This is a genomic window from Paenibacillus protaetiae (genome assembly GCF_004135365.1).
Lineage (GTDB): Bacteria > Bacillota > Bacilli > Paenibacillales > Paenibacillaceae > Paenibacillus_AP > Paenibacillus_AP protaetiae.
This window is the reverse complement of sequence record NZ_CP035492.1, coordinates 136,813-161,704: the sequence shown is the minus strand read 5'-3', so window position 1 is coordinate 161,704 and position 24,892 is coordinate 136,813. Positions and strand designations below refer to the sequence as shown.

The following is a 24,892-nucleotide window of genomic DNA, read 5'->3' as shown; positions in this document are numbered from 1 at the left end:
TAATTTATCCCCGTAAAAAAACCATAAACCGTTTACATCAACATTTTAATGATAAAGGATTTCGACAGCAATGTGAACAAATCGAGACATAAAAATGCTTTATCAGCGTCATAAATAATTGTTCTTAACGCTGGCATTGTTCGCTATCCGGACCATTTCATCAAAATTAGCACCAACACCAGTTATCATTTTTGGTAAAAATATTCTTTTCTATTCCGGCACAAGGTTAGTCTTTTTCGAAAGCTTCGTTTAAGGTTACAATAGGATTATGACACTTTTCGGAAGGTTCATAGGAGGGGACTTCATTGACTAATCAACGGATTGCCATTATCGATATCGGCTCTAACTCCGTCCGCCTTGTCGTATATGAGAAATTAGCAAGCGGTTCGCACCGGGTAATCGAAGCAAGCAAACGAGCGGCAAGACTAAGTGAACAGATTGATTCGGACGGCAAGCTTGCTGCTGAAGCCATTGGCAAGCTGATTCAGACCATTAACCATTTTTTAATGATATGCGACCATCATCAGACCAAAACGATACGCGCAGTGGCGACTGCCGCGATCCGCAATGCGGTGAACGGACAAGAGGTGCTGGAGACGATCCGCAGCCAGTCCGGTCTGCAAGTCGAGCTGCTTTCAGGCGAAGAAGAAGCCTATTACGGCTTTGTCGGCATGATCAACGCACTTGCGGTAGATAACGGCTTTCTGATCGACATCGGCGGCGGAAGCACCGAAGTATCGCTGTTCCGCAACCGGAAGCTGGAAGCGTCGGTTTCGTTTCCGTTTGGATGTGTAAGCCTGACCCGCCGGTTCGGACGTGACGGCATGCTGGACAATGACGCTGTAAAAGAGCTGGAGGCATTCCTGTCGGCGGCTGTCGCCAAAGAGCCATGGATTTCACAGCATCCTGATTTGCCGCTCATCGGCGTAGGGGGAACCGTGCGGGCGCTTGGCAAAATTCATCAGGCGTATCACCACTACCCGATAGAGTTGAACCATAATTATCAGTTGAACGCCGCTGATGTGGATCAGCTGTTCCATTTGCTGCAAGCCCTTCCGCTGGACAAGCGCCGCAAGTTTCCCGGCTTGTCCAAAGACAGAACCGACGTCATTGTACCTGGGCTTGCTATACTCCGCCTGCTGCACCGGGCTATCCGGGCCAAACATTATCTCGTCTGCGGCACCGGACTGCGGGACGGCTTGTTCCATGCGACCTGCTTCCCGGGCGATCCCATTGTGCCCGATGTGCTTGATTTCAGTATCAGCCAGCTGATCGGTCTGCATCCGGAAACGCAAAGCCGGCATGCCGAGCTTGTTCGAAGGGTTACGCCGCTGTTGTTTGACGAGCTGAAAGATACGCATACGCTTCCGCGGGACGCAGAGCTGCTGCTGCAAACAGCTTCCAGTCTGTTCCGGATTGGCGCGTCCATCGACTATTATGCCGCTTCCAAACATTCTTTTTATTTAATTGTCAACTCTCAATTAAACGGGCTTACCCACCGCCAAATCGTGCTGGCAGCGGCCATCGCCTCCTATAAAGGAAAAAACCGGCTCCGCCAGCAGCTCTCCGAGTTTCGTGAGCTGCTGCATGAAGCCGATTTTGAAGGCGTTGTTAAGTTAGGGATGCTGCTGCAGCTTGCCATGGCGCTGGACCGCAGCGAAACGCAAACGGGCTGGCCGTTCGAGCTTAAACGAACCGGCACAACGCTCCTTATAACGGGCGCCGCCGGCAGCGAGCAGCTGGCTTGGGAGCAAACCGAAGTCAAATCGCTTGCTCCCGATTTCAAGAAAGCTTGGGGATTCGTTCCCGAATTTCTGCCTGCCTATTAAACGCTGCTTTTCCAGTTGTGGATCACTTGCGCTTCAAACTGGCTGCGGTGAGGCTCCGAACCGCTTTCGACGTGGGTATAGACCCCCGTCGGAAGCAGCTGCCTCGCTTTTACATTATCATTTAAATTCAAACGCAGCATATTGATTAAAATTTGGCGAAGCGTCTGATCAAATACCGGACACATCAGCTCGATTCTTCGCGTCAAATTCCGCGTCATCCAGTCCGCGCTGGACAGGTATACTTCATCATCCCCGCCATTGGCAAAATACATAATACGGGCATGCTCCAAAAAGCGGTCCACAATGCTAATAATGCGGATATTGTCGCTGACGCCCGGCACGCCGGGACGAAGGCAGCATACGCCCCGCACAATCAGATCGATTTTGACGCCGGCTTGCGAAGCTTCATACAGCTTATCGACCATCGCCTGATGGGATAAGGAGTTCATTTTGGCAATGATATAAGCCGGTCTTCCCTCCAATGCATGGCTGATCTCCCTGTCGATGAGACGGAACAGCTTTTCTTTCAAATCAGTAGGCGCAACGCCAAACGCTTTCCACTCATACGGCGAAGAATAGCCGGTCACCTCGTTAAACAGCGCAGATGCGTCTTCGCCGATTACCGGATGGGCTGTAAACAGCCCGATATCGGTATAAAGCGTTGCCGTGCTGTCGTTGTAATTGCCTGTGCCGACATGCACATAACGGCGGAGCGTCCCTTGCTCGCGGCGAACCACCAGCAATATTTTGGCATGCGTTTTAAGCCCTACCAGACCGTATACCACGTGGCATCCGGCTTTCTCGAGCTGCCGTGCCCACGCAATATTGCGCTCCTCGTCAAAACGCGCCTTCAGCTCGACAACAACGGTTACCTGCTTGCCTGCTTCCGCTGCCATAGCGAGCGCTTGTACAAGCGCGGAATGCCCGCTGACGCGATACAGCGTCATTTTGATCGCAAGCACGTCCGGATCGTAAGCTGCTTGCATCACAAAGTCATTTACCGCCTCAAAGGACTCGTACGGATGGTAAACAAGCACATCGCGCTCGCGGATCACTTCAAACATATCGTCCGTTTCTTGAAATTCCTGCGGATATTGCGGTTCCATCCGCTCAAACCGGAGATGCTCGTAACCCGGAAGCGAATTCGCAAATTTCATAAAAAACGTTAAATCAATCGGACCGTCAGCTAAAAACAGATTATCCTGGATTTCCAGCTCCTCCTGCAGCATTTGCAACGCATAAGGATGAATGCCTTTCTCCACCTCAAGCCTTACCGGAATTCCCCAGCGCCGCTTGCGCAGCTCTTTTTCAATCTCTTCAAGCAAATCCTCCGCTTCATCTTCATTCAGCAGCAGATCGGCATTGCGGATCAGACGGAATGGATGTACGGCAAACGGTGTATACCCGTTAAACAAAATGTGAATAAACTGTTGAATAATATCTTCCAGCAGCACGAATTCCAGCTTTTTGCTTCCTGCCCTGCTAGGCAGCTGGAAAAGCCGCGGCAATATGGACGGCACCTGCACGATTGCAAACAGCGGTTCCTCTTCCACTTCGCCATCCTGCTTGAGCAGTACAGACAAGTAAAGTTCCTTGGTATGTACCAGCGGGAACGGGCGGCTTTGGTCAACCGCCATAGGCGTCAGAACCGGGAATACAATTTCATGAAAATAATCGGAAATCACTTTGAGCTGCGCCGCACTCAAATCCTCCACGGAACGCAAAGTAATGCCCTCCTTGGCTAGCGAGCGCATAATTTCGCGGTAAGTCCGATATTGGTCACTAACCATTTGATTAGCACGTTTGATAAGACGTTTCCATAACACGGCAGGTGTATATCCGGTAAAATCCGTCTTGGAATATCCAGCTCTCAGCTGGTCTTGTATACCGGCTACTCGAACACTCATAAATTCATCCAGATTACTGGATACGATGGCGAGAAATTTGGCGCGTTCCAACAGCGGATTATTAATATCTTGAGCTTCTTCCAATACTCTGCGATTGAACTCTATCCAGCTCAAATCCCTGTTTACGTAGTGGGACAATTGTTTGGTCACGAGTAACGCCTCCCTGTTAATTACCCCTATTATGACGGCAAACTATTATAGATTTATTAATGTTTTGTAAATTTAATGTAAAGCGAGAGTTCCGTTTTCATTTTCGAATTAAAAATCTGCCGTTTTTGAACATTTTCTCAAGCCATCTGAGCATATAGAAGCGATATAAAGGGCGAGTAAATGGCAGCAGAAGCGTCAGCCCCGCCACATCGCTTAAAAAACCAGGAAGGACAAGCAATATGCCCCGACAAAAACGGATAAACCGTCAAGCAGCATCCGTCCGGGAATTTGCCCCGCTTGAAGCTGGCGCTGTGCTTCCACCCATACTTTCCGGCCTTCCGCCTGAGCCATGTAAGCGCCAAGAATAGCTGTCAGCACCATAATGAGGGTCGTTGCCATGCCGCCGATCCAGCGGGTCATGAGCACAATTCCGGCTAACTCCACAATTGATACGACAATGACGGCAATTACAAGCTTTTTGCCTATTCTGCTCACCCTTTTTCCCCCAGTGTCATGAAGTTGCTTTCGCCAGCAGCTCATATAATTGTGCATCATACTTGTCCAGCCGGGCTGGCTGCCACGCTGCATTCACCCATGCATGGCGGGTGCCGCCACGTACAAGCAGCTCTCCCGGCAGCTTGCCGTCTTCATGCCAGCCGGCAGCATGTTCTGCTGCTTCTACCCGCCGAACCTCGGCTTCGAAGTTTAATTTGATTTTCGAAAAAGAGGACACTCTTGTAAAAACAAGCAGTGTATCGTCATATTTTGCCGGCGCGATATAAGAGCAGTTCAAATCAATAACGGGAAGCAGCAGCCCTTTAGCTTCTACCGATTTATAATCATACCCCAGGCTGCGCAGCAGCTCGGTGCGTCCGATTTCGAACCAAGTCAAATAGTTGCCATGGAAAACAACGGCCATCTGGTCTGTTTCCTGATAGCGGACGCGGAGCGGATGCGCGTACCATTGTGAATATTGCGCTGTTTCAGCCACGTAAATACATCCTCTCACAAAGCTTGGAATGAAACAAAAGCGACGGTGATCTTTCACCCTCGCTTTTGTGTTTGAAGTTGTGTTTTATGGAATTGGCTTTATCAATTAAAGTACTTTCGTTTGGCCGGAGTAAATAACGCCGGTTTCCGCGTAAATCGTTACTTCCATATCGTCCGTCAGCGATTTCGTCGCGTTAGCTACACCCAAAATAACCGGAATACCGAGGTTAATGCCGCATACAGCCGCATGGCTTGTAATGCCGCCTTCTTCGGTAATTACGGCAGCCGCTTTTTCAAAAGCAGGCATAAATTCTTTATCCGTCGATACCGTTACAAGAATGGAGCCTTTTGTCGTTTTCGCAATGGCTTCTTCAGCGGAACGTGCGATGACGATTTTGCCGGTAGCCGTTTGGCTGCCGATGCCTTGGCCTTGGCCAAGCAATTCGCCGATATGGTGAATTTTGATCAGGTTGGTAGAACCTGCTTGTCCGATCGGAACGCCTGCCGTAATGACAACCGTATCGCCCAGGCTCAGCTGGCCCGTCGAAAGCGCGCCTTTAACCGCGTTGTCGAACATCGCGTCGGTCGTTTGCTGCTCTTGTCCGAGCACAGGCGTTACGCCCCATACAAGCGCCAGTCGGCGAACGACTTTCTCATCAGCCGTTACCGCAATTACATGGGATTTAGGACGGTATTTGGATACCATACGCGCCGTAAAGCCGCTTTGCGTCGACGTAATGATCGCTTTTGCTTTCAATTCGTAGGCCGAGTTGGCTACCGCTTGGCTAACAGCTTCCGTAACGGAAATTTGTTGAGCGTCAGCTTGTTTCAGGAACAGCTCGCGGTAAGGCAAAGCCGATTCTGCGCGCTCTGCGATTCGAGCCATCATTTCAACCGATTCCACAGGATATTTCCCGGCAGCTGTTTCGCCGGAAAGCATGATGGCATCCGTACCGTCAAAAATGGCGTTAGCGACGTCGCTTGCTTCCGCGCGGGTCGGGCGCGGGTTGCGCTGCATCGAGTCCAGCATTTGCGTTGCCGTAATAACCGGTTTGCCGACGCGGTTACATTTTTTAATCATCTCTTTTTGTACAAGAGGCACTTCTTCTACAGGGATTTCAACGCCAAGGTCGCCGCGGGCAACCATCAGGCCGTCGGAAACTTCCAAAATTTCATCCAGGTTGTCTACACCTTGCTGGTTTTCGATTTTGGAAATGATTTGGATGTGGCTTGCGTTGTGGCGCTCCAGCAGTTCGCGGATTTCAAGCACGTCGCTTGCTTTGCGGACGAAAGAAGCGGCGATGAAGTCGATACCGGATTCGATACCGAAAATGATGTCGTTAGCGTCTTTTTCTGTAATGCCTGGAAGCGAAATGTGTACGCCCGGCACGTTAACGCCTTTTTTGCTTTTAATTGGGCCGCTGTTCACGATACGGCATTTGATTTCCGTTCCATTGACTTCTTCAACGGTCAGACCGATCAGGCCGTCGTCGATCAGAATCGTCGAACCGGCTTGCACGTCTTGCGGAAGGTTGGAATATGTAACAGGAATCCGGTTTACATCACCCAAAATTTCTTCCGTTGTGAGCGTGATCGTTTCGCCTTGAACGAGCTCGATCGGCTCTTCTTTCAATTTGCCGAGGCGAATTTCCGGACCTTTCGTATCCAGCAAAATCGCTACAGTTTTGCCAAGTTCAGCACTAGCCTTACGAATATTTTTGATCCGATTGCCGTGTTCTTCAAAATCTCCGTGGGAGAAGTTAAGACGCGCGACGTTCATGCCAGCATTGATCAGTTTCTTTGTATTTTCCAAAGACTCGCTGGATGGTCCAATCGTACATACAATCTTTGTTTTGCGCATGGTAGTTTCCTCCGTTTTATTGCTCTTCTCTTCTAACTGAATTAAAATTACACGATTCATAACCGCTTGTACAGTACAATTTATTAAAAAGAAGACTCTAAAGCAAAGCGCTCTAGAGCCTTGCTGATTGTTCAGCTTGAACGGTTACTTGCCCTGATTCCAGCGCGTCTGGCTGGCTGTCCTGCTTTCCTGCACCAGATGCCGCATGCGCTGCGCTGCCGGCCGAAGCGGCGTCTTCCGCGACGCGGAATTTGCCGACTTTGCGGAACTTATCGTAACGGTCCTGAATCAGCTCCTGCGGGGTCAGCTGCTGCAGCTCAAGCAAATGGCGCCAGACGGCTTCTTTAATTTGCTCCGCCTGATAAGCGAGATCCTTGTGCGCTCCGCCCTGAGGTTCTTTTACGATCTCCTCAATGATGCCAAATCCAAGCAGATCGTCCGCCGTAATTTTCATCGCTTCGGCTGCCTGATCGGCTTTGGATGCGTCCTTCCACAATATCGAAGCCGCGCCGTTAGGCGAAATAGCCGAATAAATCGCATTTTCCAGCATCAGCACCCGGTTGCCTACGCCAAGCGCAAGCGCGCCGCCGCTGCCGCCTTCGCCGATGACCACGCAAATGATCGGCACGCCAAACCCGGCCATCTCGCGCAAATTGCGTGCGATGGCTTCTGCTTGTCCGCGTTCTTCCGCCGCGTTGCCCGGATAAGCGCCCTTGGTATCAATAAATGTAATGATAGGGCGATTAAATTTGTTCGCCTGCTGCATAAGGCGCAGCGCTTTACGGAAACCTTCCGGATGCGGGCTTCCGAAGAAGCGCGCGATGTTGTCTTTCGTGTCTTTGCCGCGCTGATGGCCCATTACCGTCACAGGAACGCCGTTCAGCTTGGCAAGCCCGCCTACAATGGCCAAATCATCCGCATACAAGCGGTCGCCGTGCAGCTCGATAAAGTCGGTAAAAATGGAATGAATAAAATCAAGCGAGGTTGGACGCTGATGATGGCGCGCCACATGCATTTTTTGAGCCGGGCTCAGTTCGCTGTACATTTCCTGTTCCAGCTGCTTGCAGCGGTCCTCGAGACGCGTAATCTCTTCCGAGAAATCCATCCCGTTATCTTCGGCCAATTTTTTCAGCGTATTAATTTTTTCGCGAAGTTCGATAATAGGTTTCTCAAACGGTAGCTCCCCTGCCATCAGTTGTTCCCTCCTTTACACTATGCATATCAAGCAGCTTGGTAAGCGTTGATTTCATATCCTTGCGGTGAACAACCTTGTCCAATTGCCCATGCTGCAAATTAAATTCCGATGTCTGGAAATTGTCAGGAAGCTTCTGACGGATCGTCTGCTCGATCACGATACGGCCGGCAAAGCCGATTAACGCGCCGGGCTCGGCCAAATTGTAATCGCCAAGCGTTGCGAAGCTCGCCGTTACGCCGCCCATGGTCGGATCGGTAAGCACCGAAATAAACAAACCGCCTTCGCCTTGGAATTTGGCAAGAGCCGCGCTTGTTTTGGCCATTTGCATCAGGCTGAGAATACTTTCCTGCATACGCGCGCCGCCCGAAGTCGAAAAAATAAGAAGCGGCCATTTTTTCTGGGCTGCCATCTCAATGGCTTTTGTAATTTTCTCGCCAACAACGGAGCCCATGCTGCCGCTGAAAAAGTCAAAGCTCATCACGCATACGACAACCGGAAAGCCGCCGATGGTGCCTTCGCCGGTTACGACCGCTTCGCGCAGGCCGGATTTCTCCTTCTGCTGCTTCAGCTTGGACGCATAACCCGGAAATTCAAGCGGGTCAAGCGATTCCAAATCCGCGTCGTATTCATACAAACGCCCGTCATCAAGCGTCATTCCGATTCTTTCCCACGCGTTGAGTCGGTAATGATGCCCGCATGACGAGCACACTTTCAAATTCTTATCCAATTCTTTACTGTACTGAATGGTGCCGCATTTCGGGCACTTATTCATCAAGCCTTCCGGAATGTCCCGTTTCGGCCGTTCGGAAGGAATGGTTGCATATTTCTTTTTGCCAAATAAGTCCTTTATCACTCGTGACACCTCTCAGGGCGTGGGTTTGGTTATTCCATTGCTTTCAGGGACGAAATATGGAATTAAATACTTCTTGAACTTCCTCCAGCTCGGCAGAAGGAACCAATATTTCAAATTGCTGTTTGGACAAGTTAACAGGGCGGATTTTAATGAGAAATCCCTCTTCTGTAAGCCGCTTCTTGATGTTATCTGCAATTTTGGCAGTCGGCGCGATATAAATGACTGTCCACATAAAAGTACCCCCTGGTAACTATGCCAGCAGTTCGGCTGCTTGTTTGAATGCAAGCCAAAGACAGGCTTCAGGCCGTATGATGCGATAATGATAACATAATTAGTGGGAATCCGGCAAATCGTATCGCTCCGCTTTTGGGTCTTGATGCGCAATTCTTGCGGACGCGGCCGCAGCGAGACCGGCTACGAGATCATCTAAAAATACATGGATGCGCTCGCCCTTTACATTAAGCTGGCGGATAATGCCGGGTTTCACTTTATCCAAATAGCCAAAGCTTGTAAGCCCTATCATGCCGTATACATTCGTGATGCCAAGCGCCAAAGTTTCGTCTACCCCGTAAAGAGACGCGTCCGCTTCCATAATAGCTTGCAGCGGTTCGGGGAGCAGCTTGCGTTCCGCCAGCTCATCCAGCGCAATTCCGGTATAAAGGACGTACTGCACTTCGCGTTTTTGCAGGACAGCCCGGACGCTCTGGCTGCATTCTTCCAGTTTCAAATCCGGATTATACGGACGCTGCAGCGAAAAGACGATGTCCGCAATATCTTGTATGACCACACCCCGCTGCTCCAGCCACTTTTCAATTCCGCTCGTTTCAATTGTCCCGTTCGCTTCTTCATGCAAATCCGCCATGGCCAATCCCTCCCGTATGCTTGTACCTTCTCCCGGGATAAACAAAGCGGCCGTAAGTCGGCCGCTGTCCCGGAATTCACGCTGCTGCCCGCTTGTAAATTTAAATGTATGCAGGTACAAACCAATTTGTGACACTAACCGGTAAGGATCATGATCAGGCAGAGGGAATATTGTATCGTTTATTTGACAACGGCAGTTCCTTCACCAAGCAGCGCTTCGATGGCGCGGATCAGCTCCTGCGAAGGCTTGACGTTATAGCTGTCGCTTAACGCGATTGTTTTTTGCTCCCGTTCGTAAAACAACACGGTGCCGAGCTGACCCGGACTGCCGGACAGCAGCTTCTTCAGCTGCTCCAGCACATGCGGCTGCTCGCGCCCGGCCGTTATTTTAATATAAACCCGCTGCTGCTTGCGGGCAGCGGGCATGCCGCTACGCGCGGCAGAGGCATCCCGGCTGGCGCCGGACGCGCGTAGCGGCGTTCCGCCGCCGGGCGGCTGCTGCGCGGCCGGCGCATGCGGCGCGGCCAGGCCGGCCGGACGCGCGGGCGGCACCGCCGCCGCTGGGGTGGGCCGGCTGGCCGCGGCCCGCTCATGCCGCGCAGCTGCGCTGCCCGCCGGCGGGGCGGAGCCGCCGGCGCCGGCGCTGCGCGGCCCCGGACCGGGCGCTGCCGGTCCGGCCTGGCGCTGCGCGCGCATTTGCGCCTGGCGCTGCAGGCGGCGCGCCTCGCGCGCCAGCTCCTCCGCCGAGCCGCCAAGCGCGGCGGCGTCGTCAATCAGCAGCTTGTAGTCGTCCTCCTGCTGCTGAACAACCACCTGCAGCAAGACAAGCCCGCCTTTTTGCAGCTTGTCGGCATGCCGCTTCCAGACGGCGGGGAACACGACGCCTTCCACGCGCATCACCCGATCTTCCACCTCGATAAACGCCATTGCGTTCCCTTTTTTATTCGTAAACGGCTTGAGCGAAGCCACCATGACGCCTACAACGGCAGAGCTGCCGTCCGGCATGTCGTTCAGCTCGACGAGCCGGTCAAGCCCAAGCGGGGCAATCGTTTGCTCGGCTTCATCCAGCGGATGGCCGGATAAATACATGCCCAGCAGCTCCCATTCGAGCTCCAGCTGCTGCGCCGGCGTAAACGGCGGAATATCCGGCAGCTCGACGTCCCAGTTCTGCACCTCGTCAAACCCAAACAGCTCGATCTGCAGCTCTTCCCGCTCCTTGCGCCATTTGACCGCAGCCTCCACCGTCTCTTCCAGTCCGGCAAGCAGCTGCGCCCGGTGGCCCGGCAGCGAATCGCAAGCCCCGGCCTGGATCAGCGATTCCAGCACGCGCTTGTTCACCACCCGCAAATCTACGCGGCGGCATAAATCAAGCATGCTCGCAAACGGCCGTTCCGCGCGCTCCCGCTGAATCGCTTCAATGGCTTGCGTGCCCACGTTTTTGACCGCAGCCAGCCCGAACCGGACCGCTCCTTCCACCGGCGTAAACGTCACGCCGCTTTCGTTCACATCCGGCGGCAGCACGGCAATGCCCATCCGTTTGCATTCTTCGACGTATTCCGCCGTTTTCCGCTGGTTGCCGGTAACGGACGCCAGCATGGACGCCATAAACGGAACCGGGTAATGTGCCTTCAGCCAGGCCGTCTGAAACGCCAGCACGCCATAAGCGGCCGCATGCGCCCGCGGGAAGCCGTAATCGGCGAACCGGACAATCATATCGTATACGGCGTTCGCCTCTTCCTCCGTATAGCCTTGACGGACGCTGCCCGCTGCAAAATGCGCCCGCTCCTCGTCCAGCACCTCGCGTTTCTTCTTGGAGACGGCGCGGCGCAGCAAGTCGGCTTCGCCCAGCGAAAAACCCGCCATCGAAGAAGCAATCTGCATAATTTGCTCCTGGTACACGATAATGCCGTACGTATCCGCCAGAATCGGCTCCAGTGACGGATGAGGATAGTCCACCGGCGCAAGGCCGTGCTTGCTTTGGATATACTTGGGTATAAATTCCATCGGGCCCGGACGATACAACGCAAGCACCGATACGATATCTTCAAAGCTGGAAGGACGCATCTCTTTGAGCACTCTGCGCACGCCTGCGGACTCCAGCTGGAAGATGCCGGTTGTTTCCCCGCGGCCCAGCATGGCGTACGTTTGCGGATCGTCATCTGCGATCGTGCGGAAGTCGATCTGCTTGCCGTACTGCTCGCCGATCCAGCGTAGCGTCCGCTCCAGAATCGACAGCGTCCGCAAGCCAAGGAAGTCCATCTTCAGCAGCCCGATCGCTTCCAGATGCTCCATCGTATATTGCGTCAGCGCCGAACGCTCGCCGCCTGACTGCAGCGGCACATAATGGGTAAGCGGCTCCTTGGCGATTACAACGCCCGCCGCATGTGTCGAAGCATGGCGGGGCATCCCCTCCACCTTCAGCGCCATTCGCACCATTTCGCCTGTTTTCGGCGAACGCTCGCACGCGTCCCGCAGCTCCTGGCTCGACCGCAGCGCTTCCTCCAGCGTAATATGAAGCTGGTTCGGGATAAGCTTCGCCGCCCGGTCCACTTCCGCATACGGCACATTCATCGCCCGGCCGACATCGCGGATGGCCGCCTTGGCCGCCATCGTTCCGAACGTAATAATTTGCGCGACATGCTCTTCCCCGTATTTAGCGGCTACATAAGCAATGACCTCGTCGCGCCGCTCGTCGTTGAAGTCGATGTCGATATCGGGCATCGTAATCCGTTCCGGGTTCAGGAACCGTTCAAACAGCAGCTTGTATTTCAGCGGGTCTACGTCGGTAATCCGCAGCGTATAGGCAACAAGGCTGCCCGCCGACGAGCCCCGTCCCGGGCCGGTGCGGATGCCCTGCTCATGGGCAAACCGGACGAAATCCCATACGATCAAAAAATAATCGCTGAATCCCATGCTGTCGATGACGGAAAGCTCGTACCGGAGCCGCTCCTCCGCCTTCTTGCGGAATGATTCGTCCGCGCTCCATTCCGGCAGCCCCGCATAACGGGAAATGAGACCGTCCCGGCAAAGCTCGGCCAAATAAACCGAGGACGACATTTGCTCCGGCACCGGCCGGAACACCGGCAGCGCGGCGCGACCAAATTCCAGCTCCAGCCGGCACTTGTCCGCAATTTCGAGCGTATTTGCGAGTGCTTCCGGCACATGGCGGAACAGCAGCGCCATTTCATCCGCGCTTTTTAAATAAAGCTGGTCCGTCGACATTTTCATCCGGTTGTCGTCATCGGTCGTTTTGCCGGTGCCGATGCAAATCAGCACATCCTGGACCGCTGCGTCCTCCTGCTGCAAATAATGGACATCATTCGTTGCAGCCAGCTTGATGCCCGTTTCCTTCGCCAGGGTAATCATGGCCGCTGCGACTTTTTTTTGCTCCAGCATACCGTGATCCTGGATTTCCAGATAATAATCGTCGCCAAATATATCCCGGTAGCGGAGCGCCGCTTCGCGCGCTGCCTCAGGGCGGTCATGCAGCAAATGCTGCGACACTTCGCCTTTCAGACAGGAGCTGAGTGCAACGAGCCCCTTTGAGTGGGCGGCCAGCACCTCCATATCAATCCGAGGCTTGTAATGGAAGCCTTCCAAATGGCCGATGGAGTTTAACTTCATTAAATTGCGGTAGCCTTCTCTATCTTTGGCCAGCAGGATCAAATGATAGATAGGCTGCTCCTTGCGGCTTGCTTTCTCCAGCCTGGAGCCTGCCGTGATATACATCTCGCAGCCGATGATCGGCTTTATCCCTTTATCCAGACATGCCCGGTAAAACGGAATTGCGCCGTACATTACGCCGTGATCCGTCAAAGCGAGCGCCTTCATCCCAAGCTCTGACGCTCTTGACGCCAAATCTTTAATACGCGCCGCTCCGTCCAGCAGGCTGTATTCACTATGCACGTGCAAATGCACAAATGCGGATCCGTTTCCGTTCATGGCAATGTTTCCTTCCTTTTAATCCAAGTGGCTGTTTCTTCTTATTTTAACATACCAAACGCAAAAGGCGTATATTTGTTCGCATCGGGCAGAGGCAACCGGAATAGCTCCCCTGTCCGGCAGCCGCAGCCAGGTATATTCTATTATTTTCGTTCATAGATTGGTATAAAGGGCCGGACAGGCCATGCACATGGGCAGGAAGGCGGTGAATCGTTTTGCAATATTTTTTGGCGAAAGCAGGCCTTGATTTTTTTATCGCGTTTGGCGTTGTATTTGGCGGGGCGGCGCTGGCGGCGGTTGGTTCCGTCTTTATGCTGCTCCCTCCTGTTACAACGATGCTCGATACGGCGGACCGGCTTAAAATATGGGCAATCGTAGCGGCGGTAGGCGGCTCGATCGACCCGGTGCGGGTCATTGAAAGCAACATTGCCGACGGCCATTTGTCGCCGGCCGCGCAGCAAATCTGCTTTATTATCGCAGCGTTTCTCGGCGCGCATCTCGGCACGGAGATGGTGAAGCTGGTTTGCAAGGGGGCCGCTTAATATGCGGATTCCTCCATTCCACCGGCTGGGGCGCCTTGTCCAGTCCGCCGGCATTTTTATTTGCGGGGCGGTCATTGGAGCCGTCGTGTACAATACGCTTTTCCAGGCGAAATTCGAGTCCGTCGTCAATTTGAAGCTGGAGCTGGAATCCAAGCTGGCGCAATACGAATTGGATTTAAAAAAATACGATCAGCTTAATACGAAATACACCGTCATCAAGAGCGTGCAGCCGCGTATCGAAGAAGACGCCGGTGCAGATGGAAAAATAATGAAGTTGGACAAACTGACGGAGACGGAGCTCATTAAGCGGGTGAAGCAGGATTTGTCGGTTTTTATCGGCAGGAGCATATATGAAGTTGATTCGGACTCCCGGTTTGCCCGAAAGCTGCTGGAGAAAAAAATTTACTATAATATAATGGGAAAAGACTATACCGTAGAAGCAAAAACGCTGCTTGTCGCCGGCAATGTGCTGCAAGTGTGGATTCAGGTTCATCCGTACGAGCGTCCGCCGGCGTAAGGCGGGAAGGAGCAGTCCCGGCAAAAAGCGACGGTCCGTTATTTCCAGTTTTTCGCCGCTTTATGCTACAATAGGGACAAACTTGTACGTTTGCGGAAAGGGGTCGTCACGCTTCATGGAATCGCTTATGCAATGGCTGTTTACGCCGGCCATCGTCATTACGCTGGTGTTGTCGATTGTGTTCAGCTTCAAATCGCGCCGGTCCGCCGATCAGCGCACGAAAGGGCTGCATGCCTCCCGCATGAATATGAGCATGGGCGTTATGCTCGTGTTTATCGCCGGCGTACAGCTGCTGTTGTCCGGGCAATCCACGCTGCGTATTGTGATTGGCGCGATCTTTTTGGTAATCGGGTTGTTCAACCTGTTTGCCGGTTTGCGAAATCACAGCGTTTACCGCCTGATGCGGTAAGATGTACATAAAGGCCGGTCTGCCGGCGCCTCCGCCGTTAAGTTTGCTTAACAAACGGAGCGCTGGCAGGCCGGCCTTTTATTATGTAACAGTCTGCTTATTTGCTTAATAGGGATCAATCATCTGCGCCGTCATCATCGCTTTAGCGGCAAGCACGCCTTTATCCCTTACTTCAATTTCCAGCTTCGTAAATTTGCGGCTCATCTCCATCGCTTGCGGCGTAATCGTTATTTCGCTGTCAATTTCCACCGGCCGGACCATATACGTCGTAATGCTTTCCGTCAAATAATCCCGCTTCCACAGCTCCCGGATCATCCGCCGGCATGCCTGCGACATTAAAGTAACAAGCACCCCTTCGGAAACCATGCCGAGTGAGCCTGACATTTGCGGCGTTACAATTCCTTTGTATACGAATCCCAAACCTTCCTTATCCCGTTCCTCCGACTGCACCACAAACCCGGACCAAATCAAATCTTCAAACGTGTCGCCCGATTCCGGCTGTTTGCCGGCAAACCGCAGCGCGTCCAGAACCTCACGGCGGCTGATCACGCCAAGCAGCTTCCGGTTGCGGTCGACGACCGGCAGCAAATCAACCCCTTCCGCAGCCATCGTATGTGCGGCGGAGGTGACGGAAATGTTAGGCGCTATCGTAATCGGATGTTTGGTCATCACGCGGTCCACTGGCGTATCATCCGCTGCGGACACGGCGTCTTTGGCCGTCATCATGCCAACAACTTTGCCGCGGTCATCCACAACGGGAAACCGCGTCATCCCGGTTTCCCGCGACAATTGCGAATAATCGCGGATCGTATCGCCCGTGCGCAGCATATCGGCCGGACGGCTTAACGTTACAATGTCTTCAATCAGCATAATTTTGCGCTTGATCAGCCGGTCGTACATCGCCCGGTTAATCATGGACGCTACCGTGAACGTATCATGGCGGGAAGTAATAATCGGCAGCTCCTTCTCATCCGCAAGCCGCCGGACTTCCTCCGTCGGTTCGAACCCCCCGGTGATCAGCACGCCTGCACCTTGCTCCAGCGCACAACGGTGAGCCTCATCCCGGTTGCCGACAATAAGCAGGCTCCCTTCGTCGATATAACGCATCATCGCGTCCAGCTCCATAGCGCCGATGACAAACTTATGCAGCGGCTTGTCCAGTCCGGCAGCCCCGCCAAACAAATGGCCCTCTACGATTTCCGCCACTTCCCCGAACGTCAGCGCGTCCAGCGTTTCCCTGCGCCTGCGGTCGATGCGCACCGTTCCGATCCGTTCCCTTGTGCTGACAAGCCCGGATATTTCCGCATCCTTAAACGCTTTATATACCGTGCCTTCGCTGACGCCAAGCTCCTTCGCAACAGCCCGGACCGATATGCGCGTTCCAATCTCCAGCGACTGGATATAATGCAAAATTTGATCGTGTTTCGTTGCGGTTTCCATTCCCGGTCCATTCGCCGCCATTGCCAAATCCTCCGTCTCAGCATATGCTGCATCATTTACGATCTATTATATCAATCGTTTCCCGTTTCGTCGTCTTTCAGCAGCACAAACAGCCCGAAGGCCGCCGGGGACCAGTTCCCCGCAGCCTTCGGGCTGTCTTCATGCGCCTAGAAGGTTAAACGCTTTTTTCCCGGCTGCGCACGGCTTGCTTCCGTTCCCATACTGCAAATTTCGCCCGTTTGATCCGGTCCAGCTGCCGGCGCCTCGCTTCATTGACAAGTAATATCTCATTGATATTGGCTGCGATGACAAGCAAAGCGAAGGCGCACCATACGACGCCAAACAGCTGGGCGGCATCCCATGCCCCGCTGAAATCCAGGCGCGGAACCGCGTATATCAGCATCAAAATAGCCGCCACTAAATAAAAAGAATGTTTCCACTTCCGGAAAGCCAATCCGATCAGCTCCTTCTTCGCGACATGCGGACATCAACTTGTCCCGTTGTCCCATCCTATGCGTGCTGGGCCGGTAATATGTTTCCGCGATATTATTTTTCGAAATAGTGGCCAATCACCAAGGGATAGATGTCCTCATATGATGAAGTAATTCGTGTCAATGAACTACAGGCCGCATACCGCTATCCTCCTGCATGGAAGGAGAAATTACGATGCCCAAAACCAAAATAGCCGTACAGGTAATCAGCTCCGGCATGCTTCCGGAAGATACGCTTATGTTAGGCGAATCCTTTGTGAAACAGTGGAAAATACCGCAGGGCCAGCCGCTTACGCTCAAATTCGGCGGTTTCCGCCAGCATGTCAAAGCGATAGCCGCCTCCCGCTTTGACGGCCTCCGGATCAGCCAGTCGCTAGCCCGCAAAATGGGCATAGGAAGCAATGCCACCTTGCGCATGCAATACAAAGCCGATACCGCCACCTTGTCGCTTGGACCGCTGATCGGCGTTTTGATCAGCCGCGATTATCCGCAGCTTGCCGACCGGCCGTTCGGCTCCATTACGATGTTTTGCAAGGAGCTTGTGGAAGCTTGTGAATCACAAGGAGCTTACGTTTATTTTTTTACGCCTAATTTGATCGGGAACAACACGAGTTCGGTAGAAGGCTGGATATATGCCGACGGCTGGAAGCGGACGACGCTCCCGGTCCCGGATGTGGTCAACAACCGGCTGACGTCCCGGAAGCTGGAAAACAAGCCGAACGTTCAGAACTTTTTGAAAGAAGTGAAGCAGAAATACCGCACTTCGGTTTTTAACGAGAAATTTCTGGATAAAACCGAAGTGTTTGACGCGCTCAAACATGATAATTCGCTGCTGCGTTATTTGCCCGAGTCCCATCTGCTCCGCAATTATACGATGCTTAAAGCGATGTGCTCCCGCTACAGCAACGTGTTCCTCAAGCCGGTTCGGGGCAGTCTCGGCAAAGGCATCATCCGCATTTCCAGAGCCGATTCCGACCATTATCAAGCTTTATTCACAACAGCCGCCGGCACGCAAAAGCAAACGTACAGCAGCCTGCTGAAGCTGTTTTCCTCCATTTCGACTAAGATGAAATCCAACCGCTATCAGGTGCAGCAAGGGCTGAACCTGATCGAAATTCAGAAACGGCCCGTCGATTTCCGGGCGCTGGTACAGAAGAACGCCGCCGGAAGCTGGACCATCACGTCCATCGTCGCCCGTACAGCCGGGAACCATCACTTCGTATCGAACCTGGCGCGGGGCGGAACGCTCAGCACCGTATCGGAGGCCGTGCTGAAATCCAATCTGGCGCCGGGCGTCAGCCGGACCGATACATCAGCCAGATTGAAAAGCGCCGCACTGGCCATCGCCAAAGGGGTAGAGGAGCATATTCCTGCCCATTTTGGCGAATTTGGCATCGACCTTGCTTTGGATACAAGCGGCCGCATCTGGCTGCTGGAAGTCAATTCGAAACCATCCAAAAACGACAATACACCGCTAAACGACAATAAAATCCGCCCATCCGTCAAGCTGATGCTGCAATATTCGCGTTTTTTGGCCGGCTTGTAACGGAGGTCTGCGATGCTGCCACTTATTATCGGGATATTTGTAACGGCGATCAGCAGTCAAGTTACGTCCTCCGGGCTTACGGAAACGGTTCTTCCTGAACCCGCGTTTTACAAAGGGCTGAGTGAAACGGCAGCCAAACACCATATCGACCTGTATGTGTTTTCTCCGGGCGAGCTTGCCGGCGAGCAGTTGTACGGATACCGGTACAAAAACGGGGTTTGGAACCGGCAGAAAGTGCCGCTGCCGGATATTGTATTCGACCGCTGCTATTACACAAGCGCCGCAATGAGGATGAAATGCCTGGCTGCGCTAAAGCAGCTTCGCAGCCGAAAGCCTTTTCGCCAGTTGAGCAGCCCGCTGCCTTCCAAATGGGATGTGCATCATTTGCTGAATGCTTATCCGGATGCGGCTTCCATTTTGCCGCCTACCGTTAAATTTCGCAGCGCCGAGCAGCTTCTCTCCTCCTTTGCGCGATGCAAGGATGGATTGTTCCTGAAGCCGGCTTCCGGCATGCAGGGCAAAGGCGCGCTGCTTATTCAGCGCAGCGGCGAAAAGCAGCAAATATCTGTCGACGGCAGAACAAGGAGCAACCGGCCGTTCTCGCTGCTTTTTAACGACACTGCGCAGTGGAAACGGTGGCTGTCGGGTTTCATCGGAAAGACCCCGTATATTGTGCAGCCCTATTTACACTTGGCTGTACCGGACGGCAGGCCGTTTGATATACGCGTCCTTATGCAGAAAGATGAACACGGGCGGTGGTCCGTCACGGGAATGGCAGCCCGAATCGGCAAGTCCGGGTCGATCACCTCAAACCTGCACGGAGGCGGAACGGCTGAGGATGCGAGCAAGCTGCTTCGGGACAGCTTCGGCGAAAAGATTGGCAGCCAGTTAAGCGCACAAATGACGAACATGAGCGAATATATTGCTCATAGGCTTGAGAACCGGTACGGCCGGTTCGCCGAGCTTGGGTTTGATTACGGCATCGCGGACGGCGGCAAGCTGTGGCTGCTGGAGGTCAATTCCAAGCCGGGCCGCACCGCCTTCGGACTGCTGAATGATGAACTTGCAGCAGCCCAATCGATTGAACGGCCGCTATTGTACGCCCGGCTGCTGAACAGCCGCCGTTCACCATCGCTACCAACGAAACTATTCGCAGACGGCCGCCGGCTAATGACCCGATCAACGTTACCCAACGTGAAACGGCCTTCGGCTAGATAACGTTCAGGAGGTTCATCATGAGTTTGACAACTTGCAACGTGCACTTCTCCCAGGCAACGGATAAAGTCATTTATTTGTCCCGTCCGTTGTTTAAAGAACTCAAGCTCACCGGCAAAAAGACGATTCAGCTCAAACTGGGCAATGAGGTGACAACTGCTGCCGTCCGTTCGCTGAAACGTCCCGGCCATCATCTGTATTTGTCAGCCGGTGTCAGACAGGTTATGAATATACCGAAAACAGGCAATGTCCACGTGCTTGGCAACGGCGAAAACGAAGTACAGCTCGGTCCGCTGGTAGGCATTTTGAGCGATTCCTCGACTGCCTCCAATCAAAGCCCGTTTGGCTCCCGTTCCAGCTTTATTAAGGAGCTGATCCGTTCAGGAGAGCGCAAAGCATTTATTTTCGGCTTTACGCCCAGTGACATCAACTGGCAGCAGGAAACGGTCAACGGCTATTTTCTGACGCCGCAAGGAAGCTGGTTCCGGAAAACAGTTCCGCTCCCGGACGTCGTATACAACCGCCTGCCGAGCCGCAAAGCTGAAACGTCCTCAACGATCAGCTCGCTCAGAGAACGGTTCGTGCGCAAAAAAATCCCGTTTTTCAACTGGAGTTTTTTTAATAAGGCGGATGTTTATAAGCTGCTCGAGAACGATCCGGAAGCGCTGCAGCATCTTCCCGAATCCATCTCCGGACCGTCCAGCGACAAAATTAAAGCGCTGCTGGAAAAACATCATTTTCTATATTTCAAGCCAACCGCAGGCAGCCTGGGCATCGGCATTTACCGGTTGACCTATCATCCGAAGCGGGGTTATTTCGCGCGTTACCGCAAAGGAGGACGCAATGTCCTGCTTCGCTTCACCAATTATCAAAGTTTGATCCGGATGCTGCAAAACCGCCACGGCAGTTCCTTTAGCACTTATGTGGTGCAGCAAGGGATACGTTTGATCGAAATCGACAACTGCCCGATTGATTTCAGGTTCCATATGCATAAAAACGGGCGTAATGAATGGGTTCCCGTCGGCATCGGCGCGAAAAAGGCCGGACGCGGCAGCGTGACGACCCATGTCAAAAACGGCGGTTCGCTGCTCACGCCCGAGCATGCGTTAAACCGTACTTTTGGCGCAAGCGCCAAAGAGGTGCTCGATAAAGCGAAAGAAGTCGCCGTCAAAATGTCGGAGGCGATCGAGCGCAACTATCCGCATCGCCTTGGCGAGCTTGGACTCGATATCGGCATCGACAAAGACGGGGAAATATGGATGTTTGAGGCAAACGCCAAACCGGGCAGATCCATCTTTAAGCACCCGTCCCTGAAAGCTGAAGGCAAAGCATCGCTGTCCCATATTGTGGAGCACTGCTTTTATTTAAGCCGCTTCCAAGGAGGTGAATAGCGTTGAGCAGCTTCCTGCTTCCAGACGATAGAGAACTTGCCGATTTGCACAGCGGTAAAACAGTGTTTGCGATTCTGACCATTGATGACGATATTCAGCTGTTTCGCGGCAACCGGGATAATTTCGTAGACATTATTAAAACCGGCGAGCAGATGGGCTATATCGTCTATGTGCTGACCGTTAAAAACCTTCATTTGAAACGTTCGCATCTTAAAGGCTTTGCGTATAACGCAGAAACCGAGACATGGCAGCAAAAGCTGCTCCCGTTCCCTCATATTATTTATAATCGCATTCCGCTGCGGGAAGACGAAATGCAGCCGGCCGTCCGGCAAAAAATTAAAGCGTGTATGCGAACAAACCGAACGATATTGTTTAATCCTTCATTCTTCAACAAATGGGAACTGTTCGAGTGGCTCCGCAGCTCCAGATCAACCAAAAGCTTTATTCCGGCCACCCGGCGGCTGATGTCCATAACCGGCCTGAGCCGGATGCTGCGGAGACACCGTTATTTATATTTGAAGCCGGAAAGCGGCAAAGCCGGCAAAGGCATTATGACTGTGAAGGTGCAGCCTGAGAAGCAGCTGCCTTACCGGCTCAAAATACAAGAGGACCGGAAGAGCGTCACCTACAATTGCGCCAGCCTTCCGAAGCTGTGGAGCAAAATTGCAAAAGAAAGTTCGGGCGGCGCCTACATCGCGCAGCAGGGCATCCAGCTCGCCTCCTTCCAGGACCGAAGATTCGACCTGCGCGCACTGGTCCAAAAAAACGACCTTGGCGAGTGGGATTTGACAGGAATCGGCGCGCGCCTCGCCGGATCTTCCAGTATTACGACACATGTTCCGCGCGGCGGAAGCATCGAGGACCCGGAAATGCTGCTTGTCAGTTCTTTTAACCAAGATTTAGGTCGTAAAATACTAATAAAGGCGAAACAGACCGCGCTCATTATCGCCAGGCATATTGAGCAAAATTCCGGTCAAACGCTGGGAGAAATGTCGATGGATCTTGGCGTCGACAAAGATGGCCATATTTGGTTTTTTGAGGCGAATGCCAAACCGATGAAATTCGACGAACCGCATATTCGGCAAAAATCGCTCGAGCGGATTTTCCAATACGCCAACTATTTGACAAAAGGCAAAAAGAAAAAGGCAGGTGGCGCGTAACATGGAACTGCGGCTTCAACTGCTAACCCCTGAACAATGGACTGCTGAGCGTAAAAGACTGATCGGGTTTGCCATCCGTTTCGGAGATAAGCGGTTGACAGCCACATCTATGCATGCGTTCCGCACGTTAGAGCCGGAACAGCTATCTTTACCCAGCGGGGAAAAAGGAGCGGCCGCAGTAGTTGTCGCCTCCTTGGACGGCCGCATCGCCGGCATAGGGTATGCGGGCGATGCCGGCGAGAACGGCTGCTTTGTTGTGGTTCATTCCGACATGCGGGCAAGAGGCATCGGCAGCAAAATTGTAAAAGGGCTGATGAGCCGCTTCGAGCGGCTTGCCTGCAGCGTCGCCTGTGACAATGCCCCCAGCATGGCGCTATGTTTTAAGCTTGGCATGATTGCTGTTGCTATGAATACCGGCCCTACCGGCAAACCTACGCTTCGATTCGAAAGGAGAATCAGTCATGACACAGCCGGTACTCGGAATTCTAACTTTGTATCTCAATGATCAGGGTACGCTGGAGGAAAAATCGGTTTACGCCAAAATGATTAGCAGCGGCCGCAAGCTTGGGCTTACTATCTTTGTGTTTACGCCCGATGATGTCGATTTCAAGCAAAATAAAATCAACGCTTTATTTTATAGTCCCGAAACGCGTAAATGGACGCGCAAATGGACCGGTTTTCCTCATATGATTTATGACCGGTGCCGCATTCAAAAATCGCCCCGTTTCGAGCGTCTTCGCGAATTCCGGTCCAAATACGGCCACTTGACCTTCTTGAACCGGCCGCTGCGGAACAAATGGACCGTGCATCGCACGCTATCGAAGGATAGCCGGTTTCGCGGCTATTTGCCGGCGACCAGGCTAGCCGCATCGGTCTCGGACGTCAGCGACATGCTGCGCAAACATTCCCTGCTGTTTCTGAAGCCCATAAACGGCACAGGAGGCAGGGGGATTTTGCAGATTGAACGGAAAAAAGACGGCAAAGTGCTGCTCCAGGGCCGGAACCAGGCGAGGAAAATTATTCAGCCGATTAAAGTTACGCAGCAGGGGCTTGGGCGTTTTTTGGAAAGCTGGAATTTGAAGACGGTCAGCCATATCGTGCAGCAGGGGCTTCATTTGAAGCTCCCGAACGGACGGGTGCATGATTACCGGATGCTGGTGCAGAAGGATCGTTCCGGCGAATGGAAATTTACCGGCTGCGCCGGGCGGGTCGGACCTTTGCGGAGCGTAACATCCAACCTGCACGGCGGCGGCCAGGCAATCGGCATGACCGAACTGCTGACGCAGTGGGTAGGCGCGGAGAAGGCTGCTGCCGTCCGGCAGGAAGCCGAGCAATTCGGCATTGACGTTGCCAAATATCTCGAACAAAGCTTCGGGGCATTATGCGAGCTCGCCTTAGATCTTGCGATCGACCGCAGCGGCCATATTTGGCTGCTAGAGGTCAATCCCAAGCCTGCACGGGAAGTATTTGCGCAGGCGGGCGAGAAAGAAACGTACCGGAAGGCGATTATCCGGCCCCTCGAGTATGCCCTGTATGTGTATGAACGCAAAAAAAACCGCTCCTCCAAACTTGCGGCCGATTCCAAATCCAAGCTTTCCAAAAGCGTTAAACCGGCAGCCCATCCGGACTCTCCCGGATGGCCTTATACTGAAGCGGAAGAGGCTGAAGTTTCGTTCCCGCGCGAGTGGCTGGGCGAGAATGGATAAGACGGTATAAGAGGTTATACATGCTATAAACGACAGGCGCTTGAAAGCGGTCAATCGCTCTCAAGCGCCTGTCGTTATGCTTAATGTGATGGCTACGCCTGCTGCGCTGCAGCAAGCAGCGGCAGCAGTTCGGTCAAGGAGCGGATAAGCGCGTCAGCCCCTTCCAGCTCCTGGCTGTGTCCGTAGTCCGCATAAGCGCAGCCGATAACATCTAGTCCATTGTTGCGGCCGGCTTCTACATCGGACGAGCGGTCGCCGACCATCCAGGCATGGCCGATGCCATGCTCCTGGAGCAGCAAAGCGACCAGATCTACTTTGCTGGACGTACGGTATTCGCCGGCGCTGTACAAACCTTCGAACAGCGGGGCGATGCCTTTTAACCGGGCGACTTCTTTCACATACAGCTCCAGGCCATTGCTGGCGACAAACAGCTTCACGCCCTGCTCCTTCAGCTGTCTCAGCGCTTCTTCCGCGCCGCTGTACAGCCGCCCTTCGCCGGCTTCCAGCCCTTCGATCTCATATTGCAGCAGCAGCTCATTGGCACGGTCCCGCGCAGCTTCCGAAGCGTCCGGCATCACCTTCAGCCATATATCGTCCAGCAGCATGCCAAGGCATCCCAGCAGCCGTTCGACAGGCGGCGTCTCGCCGTACAGCCCTTCTTCGCGCAGCGTGCGGAAAATATTCTCGTGCACGCCGCGAAGCAGCGTGTCCGTCTCGAACAACGTGCCGTCCATATCAAAAATAACAGCTTCCGGTTTCGTTAATACAGGTATGTTCTGCTCCATATTCCTTTCCTCCCTTGCAGTCTACTTCTATCTTAAAGCAATTTGGAAGGAAAGTATCCCTATCGTTTTGTAAATAGTTGAAATACGTTGCCCTAAATTCAT

21 protein-coding genes and 1 pseudogene are annotated in these 24,892 nt (G+C 53.2%); 10 read left to right on the top strand and 12 right to left on the bottom strand.

Features of this window, described 5'->3' with window-relative positions:
* Positions 1-305: 305 nt before the first annotated feature.
* On the top strand, positions 306-1,829 hold the full coding sequence (locus ET464_RS00650; protein WP_129437336.1) for a Ppx/GppA family phosphatase: 1,524 nt from the start codon (positions 306-308) through the stop codon (positions 1,827-1,829).
* Here ET464_RS00650 and ET464_RS00645 read toward each other — a convergent pair.
* From ET464_RS00645 to ET464_RS00605, 9 genes and pseudogenes are all read right to left on the bottom strand, one after another.
* Positions 1,826-3,886 (bottom strand): RNA degradosome polyphosphate kinase, encoded by a 2,061-nt coding sequence (locus ET464_RS00645; protein WP_129437334.1) that lies wholly within the window; start codon positions 3,884-3,886, stop codon positions 1,826-1,828. The two genes, ET464_RS00650 and ET464_RS00645, sit on opposite strands and share 4 nt — an antisense overlap.
* A gap of 97 nt (positions 3,887-3,983) precedes the next feature.
* Positions 3,984-4,306, bottom strand: a pseudogene (locus tag ET464_RS00640) (FxsA family protein).
* A 91-nt stretch (positions 4,307-4,397) separates the two neighbouring features.
* Positions 4,398-4,805: an acyl-CoA thioesterase gene (locus tag ET464_RS00635; RefSeq protein ID WP_129443930.1), complete on the bottom strand. Its 408-nt coding sequence runs from the start codon at positions 4,803-4,805 to the stop codon at positions 4,398-4,400.
* A 177-nt stretch (positions 4,806-4,982) separates the two neighbouring features.
* Positions 4,983-6,737: a pyruvate kinase gene (gene pyk / locus ET464_RS00630; protein WP_129437333.1), complete on the bottom strand. Its 1,755-nt coding sequence runs from the start codon at positions 6,735-6,737 to the stop codon at positions 4,983-4,985.
* Positions 6,738-6,849: 112 nt separating this feature from the next.
* Positions 6,850-7,929: an acetyl-CoA carboxylase carboxyl transferase subunit alpha gene (gene accA, locus ET464_RS00625; RefSeq protein ID WP_129437331.1), complete on the bottom strand. Its 1,080-nt coding sequence runs from the start codon at positions 7,927-7,929 to the stop codon at positions 6,850-6,852.
* Positions 7,907-8,785, bottom strand: coding sequence for an acetyl-CoA carboxylase, carboxyltransferase subunit beta (gene accD / locus ET464_RS00620; RefSeq protein WP_129437329.1), 879 nt, complete (start codon positions 8,783-8,785; stop codon positions 7,907-7,909). The genes accA and accD overlap by 23 nt, the downstream gene beginning before the upstream one ends.
* A 43-nt stretch (positions 8,786-8,828) precedes the next feature.
* Entirely contained in the window at positions 8,829-9,017 is a 189-nt protein-coding gene (locus ET464_RS00615; RefSeq protein ID WP_129437327.1) for a glutamate decarboxylase, read from the bottom strand.
* Positions 9,018-9,116: 99 nt separating this feature from the next.
* Entirely contained in the window at positions 9,117-9,647 is a 531-nt protein-coding gene (locus ET464_RS00610; protein WP_129437325.1) for a phosphatidylglycerophosphatase A family protein, read from the bottom strand.
* Between the two features lie 179 nt (positions 9,648-9,826).
* Positions 9,827-13,588, bottom strand: coding sequence for a DNA polymerase III subunit alpha (locus tag ET464_RS00605; protein ID WP_129437323.1), 3,762 nt, complete (start codon positions 13,586-13,588; stop codon positions 9,827-9,829).
* 215 nt (positions 13,589-13,803) lie between these two features.
* Here ET464_RS00605 and ET464_RS00600 point away from each other — a divergent pair, with 215 nt between their 5' ends.
* The 3 genes from ET464_RS00600 to ET464_RS00590 all read left to right on the top strand — a co-directional run bounded on the left by ET464_RS00600 (position 13,804) and on the right by ET464_RS00590 (position 15,056).
* On the top strand, positions 13,804-14,130 hold the full coding sequence (locus tag ET464_RS00600) for a YtrH family sporulation protein (RefSeq protein WP_129437321.1): 327 nt from the start codon (positions 13,804-13,806) through the stop codon (positions 14,128-14,130).
* Between the two features lies 1 nt (position 14,131).
* Positions 14,132-14,647: a sporulation membrane protein YtrI gene (locus tag ET464_RS00595; protein WP_129437319.1), complete on the top strand. Its 516-nt coding sequence runs from the start codon at positions 14,132-14,134 to the stop codon at positions 14,645-14,647.
* A 115-nt stretch (positions 14,648-14,762) separates the two neighbouring features.
* Positions 14,763-15,056 carry a YtpI family protein gene (locus ET464_RS00590; protein WP_129437317.1) on the top strand — a complete coding sequence of 98 codons (294 nt, stop codon included), beginning with the start codon at positions 14,763-14,765 and terminating at the stop codon, positions 15,054-15,056.
* Between the two features lie 105 nt (positions 15,057-15,161).
* Here the strand turns inward: ET464_RS00590 and ET464_RS00585 are convergent, their stop codons facing one another.
* Positions 15,162-16,517 carry a DRTGG domain-containing protein gene (locus tag ET464_RS00585; RefSeq protein ID WP_244226610.1) on the bottom strand — a complete coding sequence of 452 codons (1,356 nt, stop codon included), beginning with the start codon at positions 16,515-16,517 and terminating at the stop codon, positions 15,162-15,164.
* A gap of 154 nt (positions 16,518-16,671) precedes the next feature.
* Entirely contained in the window at positions 16,672-16,950 is a 279-nt protein-coding gene (locus tag ET464_RS00580; protein WP_244226609.1) for a hypothetical protein, read from the bottom strand.
* Between the two features lie 212 nt (positions 16,951-17,162).
* Here ET464_RS00580 and ET464_RS00575 point away from each other — a divergent pair, with 212 nt between their 5' ends.
* The 6 genes from ET464_RS00575 to ET464_RS00550 are packed head-to-tail and all read left to right on the top strand — an operon-like array spanning position 17,163 to position 24,005.
* Positions 17,163-18,533: a YheC/YheD family endospore coat-associated protein gene (locus ET464_RS00575; RefSeq protein ID WP_129437315.1), complete on the top strand. Its 1,371-nt coding sequence runs from the start codon at positions 17,163-17,165 to the stop codon at positions 18,531-18,533.
* A 12-nt stretch (positions 18,534-18,545) separates the two neighbouring features.
* Complete coding sequence (locus tag ET464_RS00570; RefSeq protein WP_129437313.1) at positions 18,546-19,751, top strand: YheC/YheD family endospore coat-associated protein; 1,206 nt, start codon at positions 18,546-18,548, stop codon at positions 19,749-19,751.
* 17 nt (positions 19,752-19,768) lie between these two features.
* A complete protein-coding gene (locus ET464_RS00565; RefSeq protein WP_129437311.1) occupies positions 19,769-21,139 on the top strand; it encodes a YheC/YheD family endospore coat-associated protein in 1,371 nt (456 codons plus the stop codon).
* A gap of 2 nt (positions 21,140-21,141) precedes the next feature.
* Positions 21,142-22,299 (top strand): YheC/YheD family endospore coat-associated protein, encoded by a 1,158-nt coding sequence (locus ET464_RS00560; RefSeq protein WP_244226608.1) that lies wholly within the window; start codon positions 21,142-21,144, stop codon positions 22,297-22,299.
* A 1-nt stretch (position 22,300) separates the two neighbouring features.
* Positions 22,301-22,804, top strand: a complete 504-nt coding sequence (locus ET464_RS00555) for a GNAT family N-acetyltransferase (protein ID WP_129437309.1) — start codon at positions 22,301-22,303, stop codon at positions 22,802-22,804.
* Positions 22,761-24,005, top strand: coding sequence for a YheC/YheD family endospore coat-associated protein (locus tag ET464_RS00550; protein WP_129437307.1), 1,245 nt, complete (start codon positions 22,761-22,763; stop codon positions 24,003-24,005). Before ET464_RS00555 ends, ET464_RS00550 begins: the two co-directional genes overlap by 44 nt.
* A gap of 92 nt (positions 24,006-24,097) precedes the next feature.
* Here ET464_RS00550 and ET464_RS00545 read toward each other — a convergent pair whose 3' ends face one another.
* Positions 24,098-24,790: an HAD family hydrolase gene (locus tag ET464_RS00545; protein ID WP_129437305.1), complete on the bottom strand. Its 693-nt coding sequence runs from the start codon at positions 24,788-24,790 to the stop codon at positions 24,098-24,100.
* Positions 24,791-24,892: the final 102 nt, after the last annotated feature.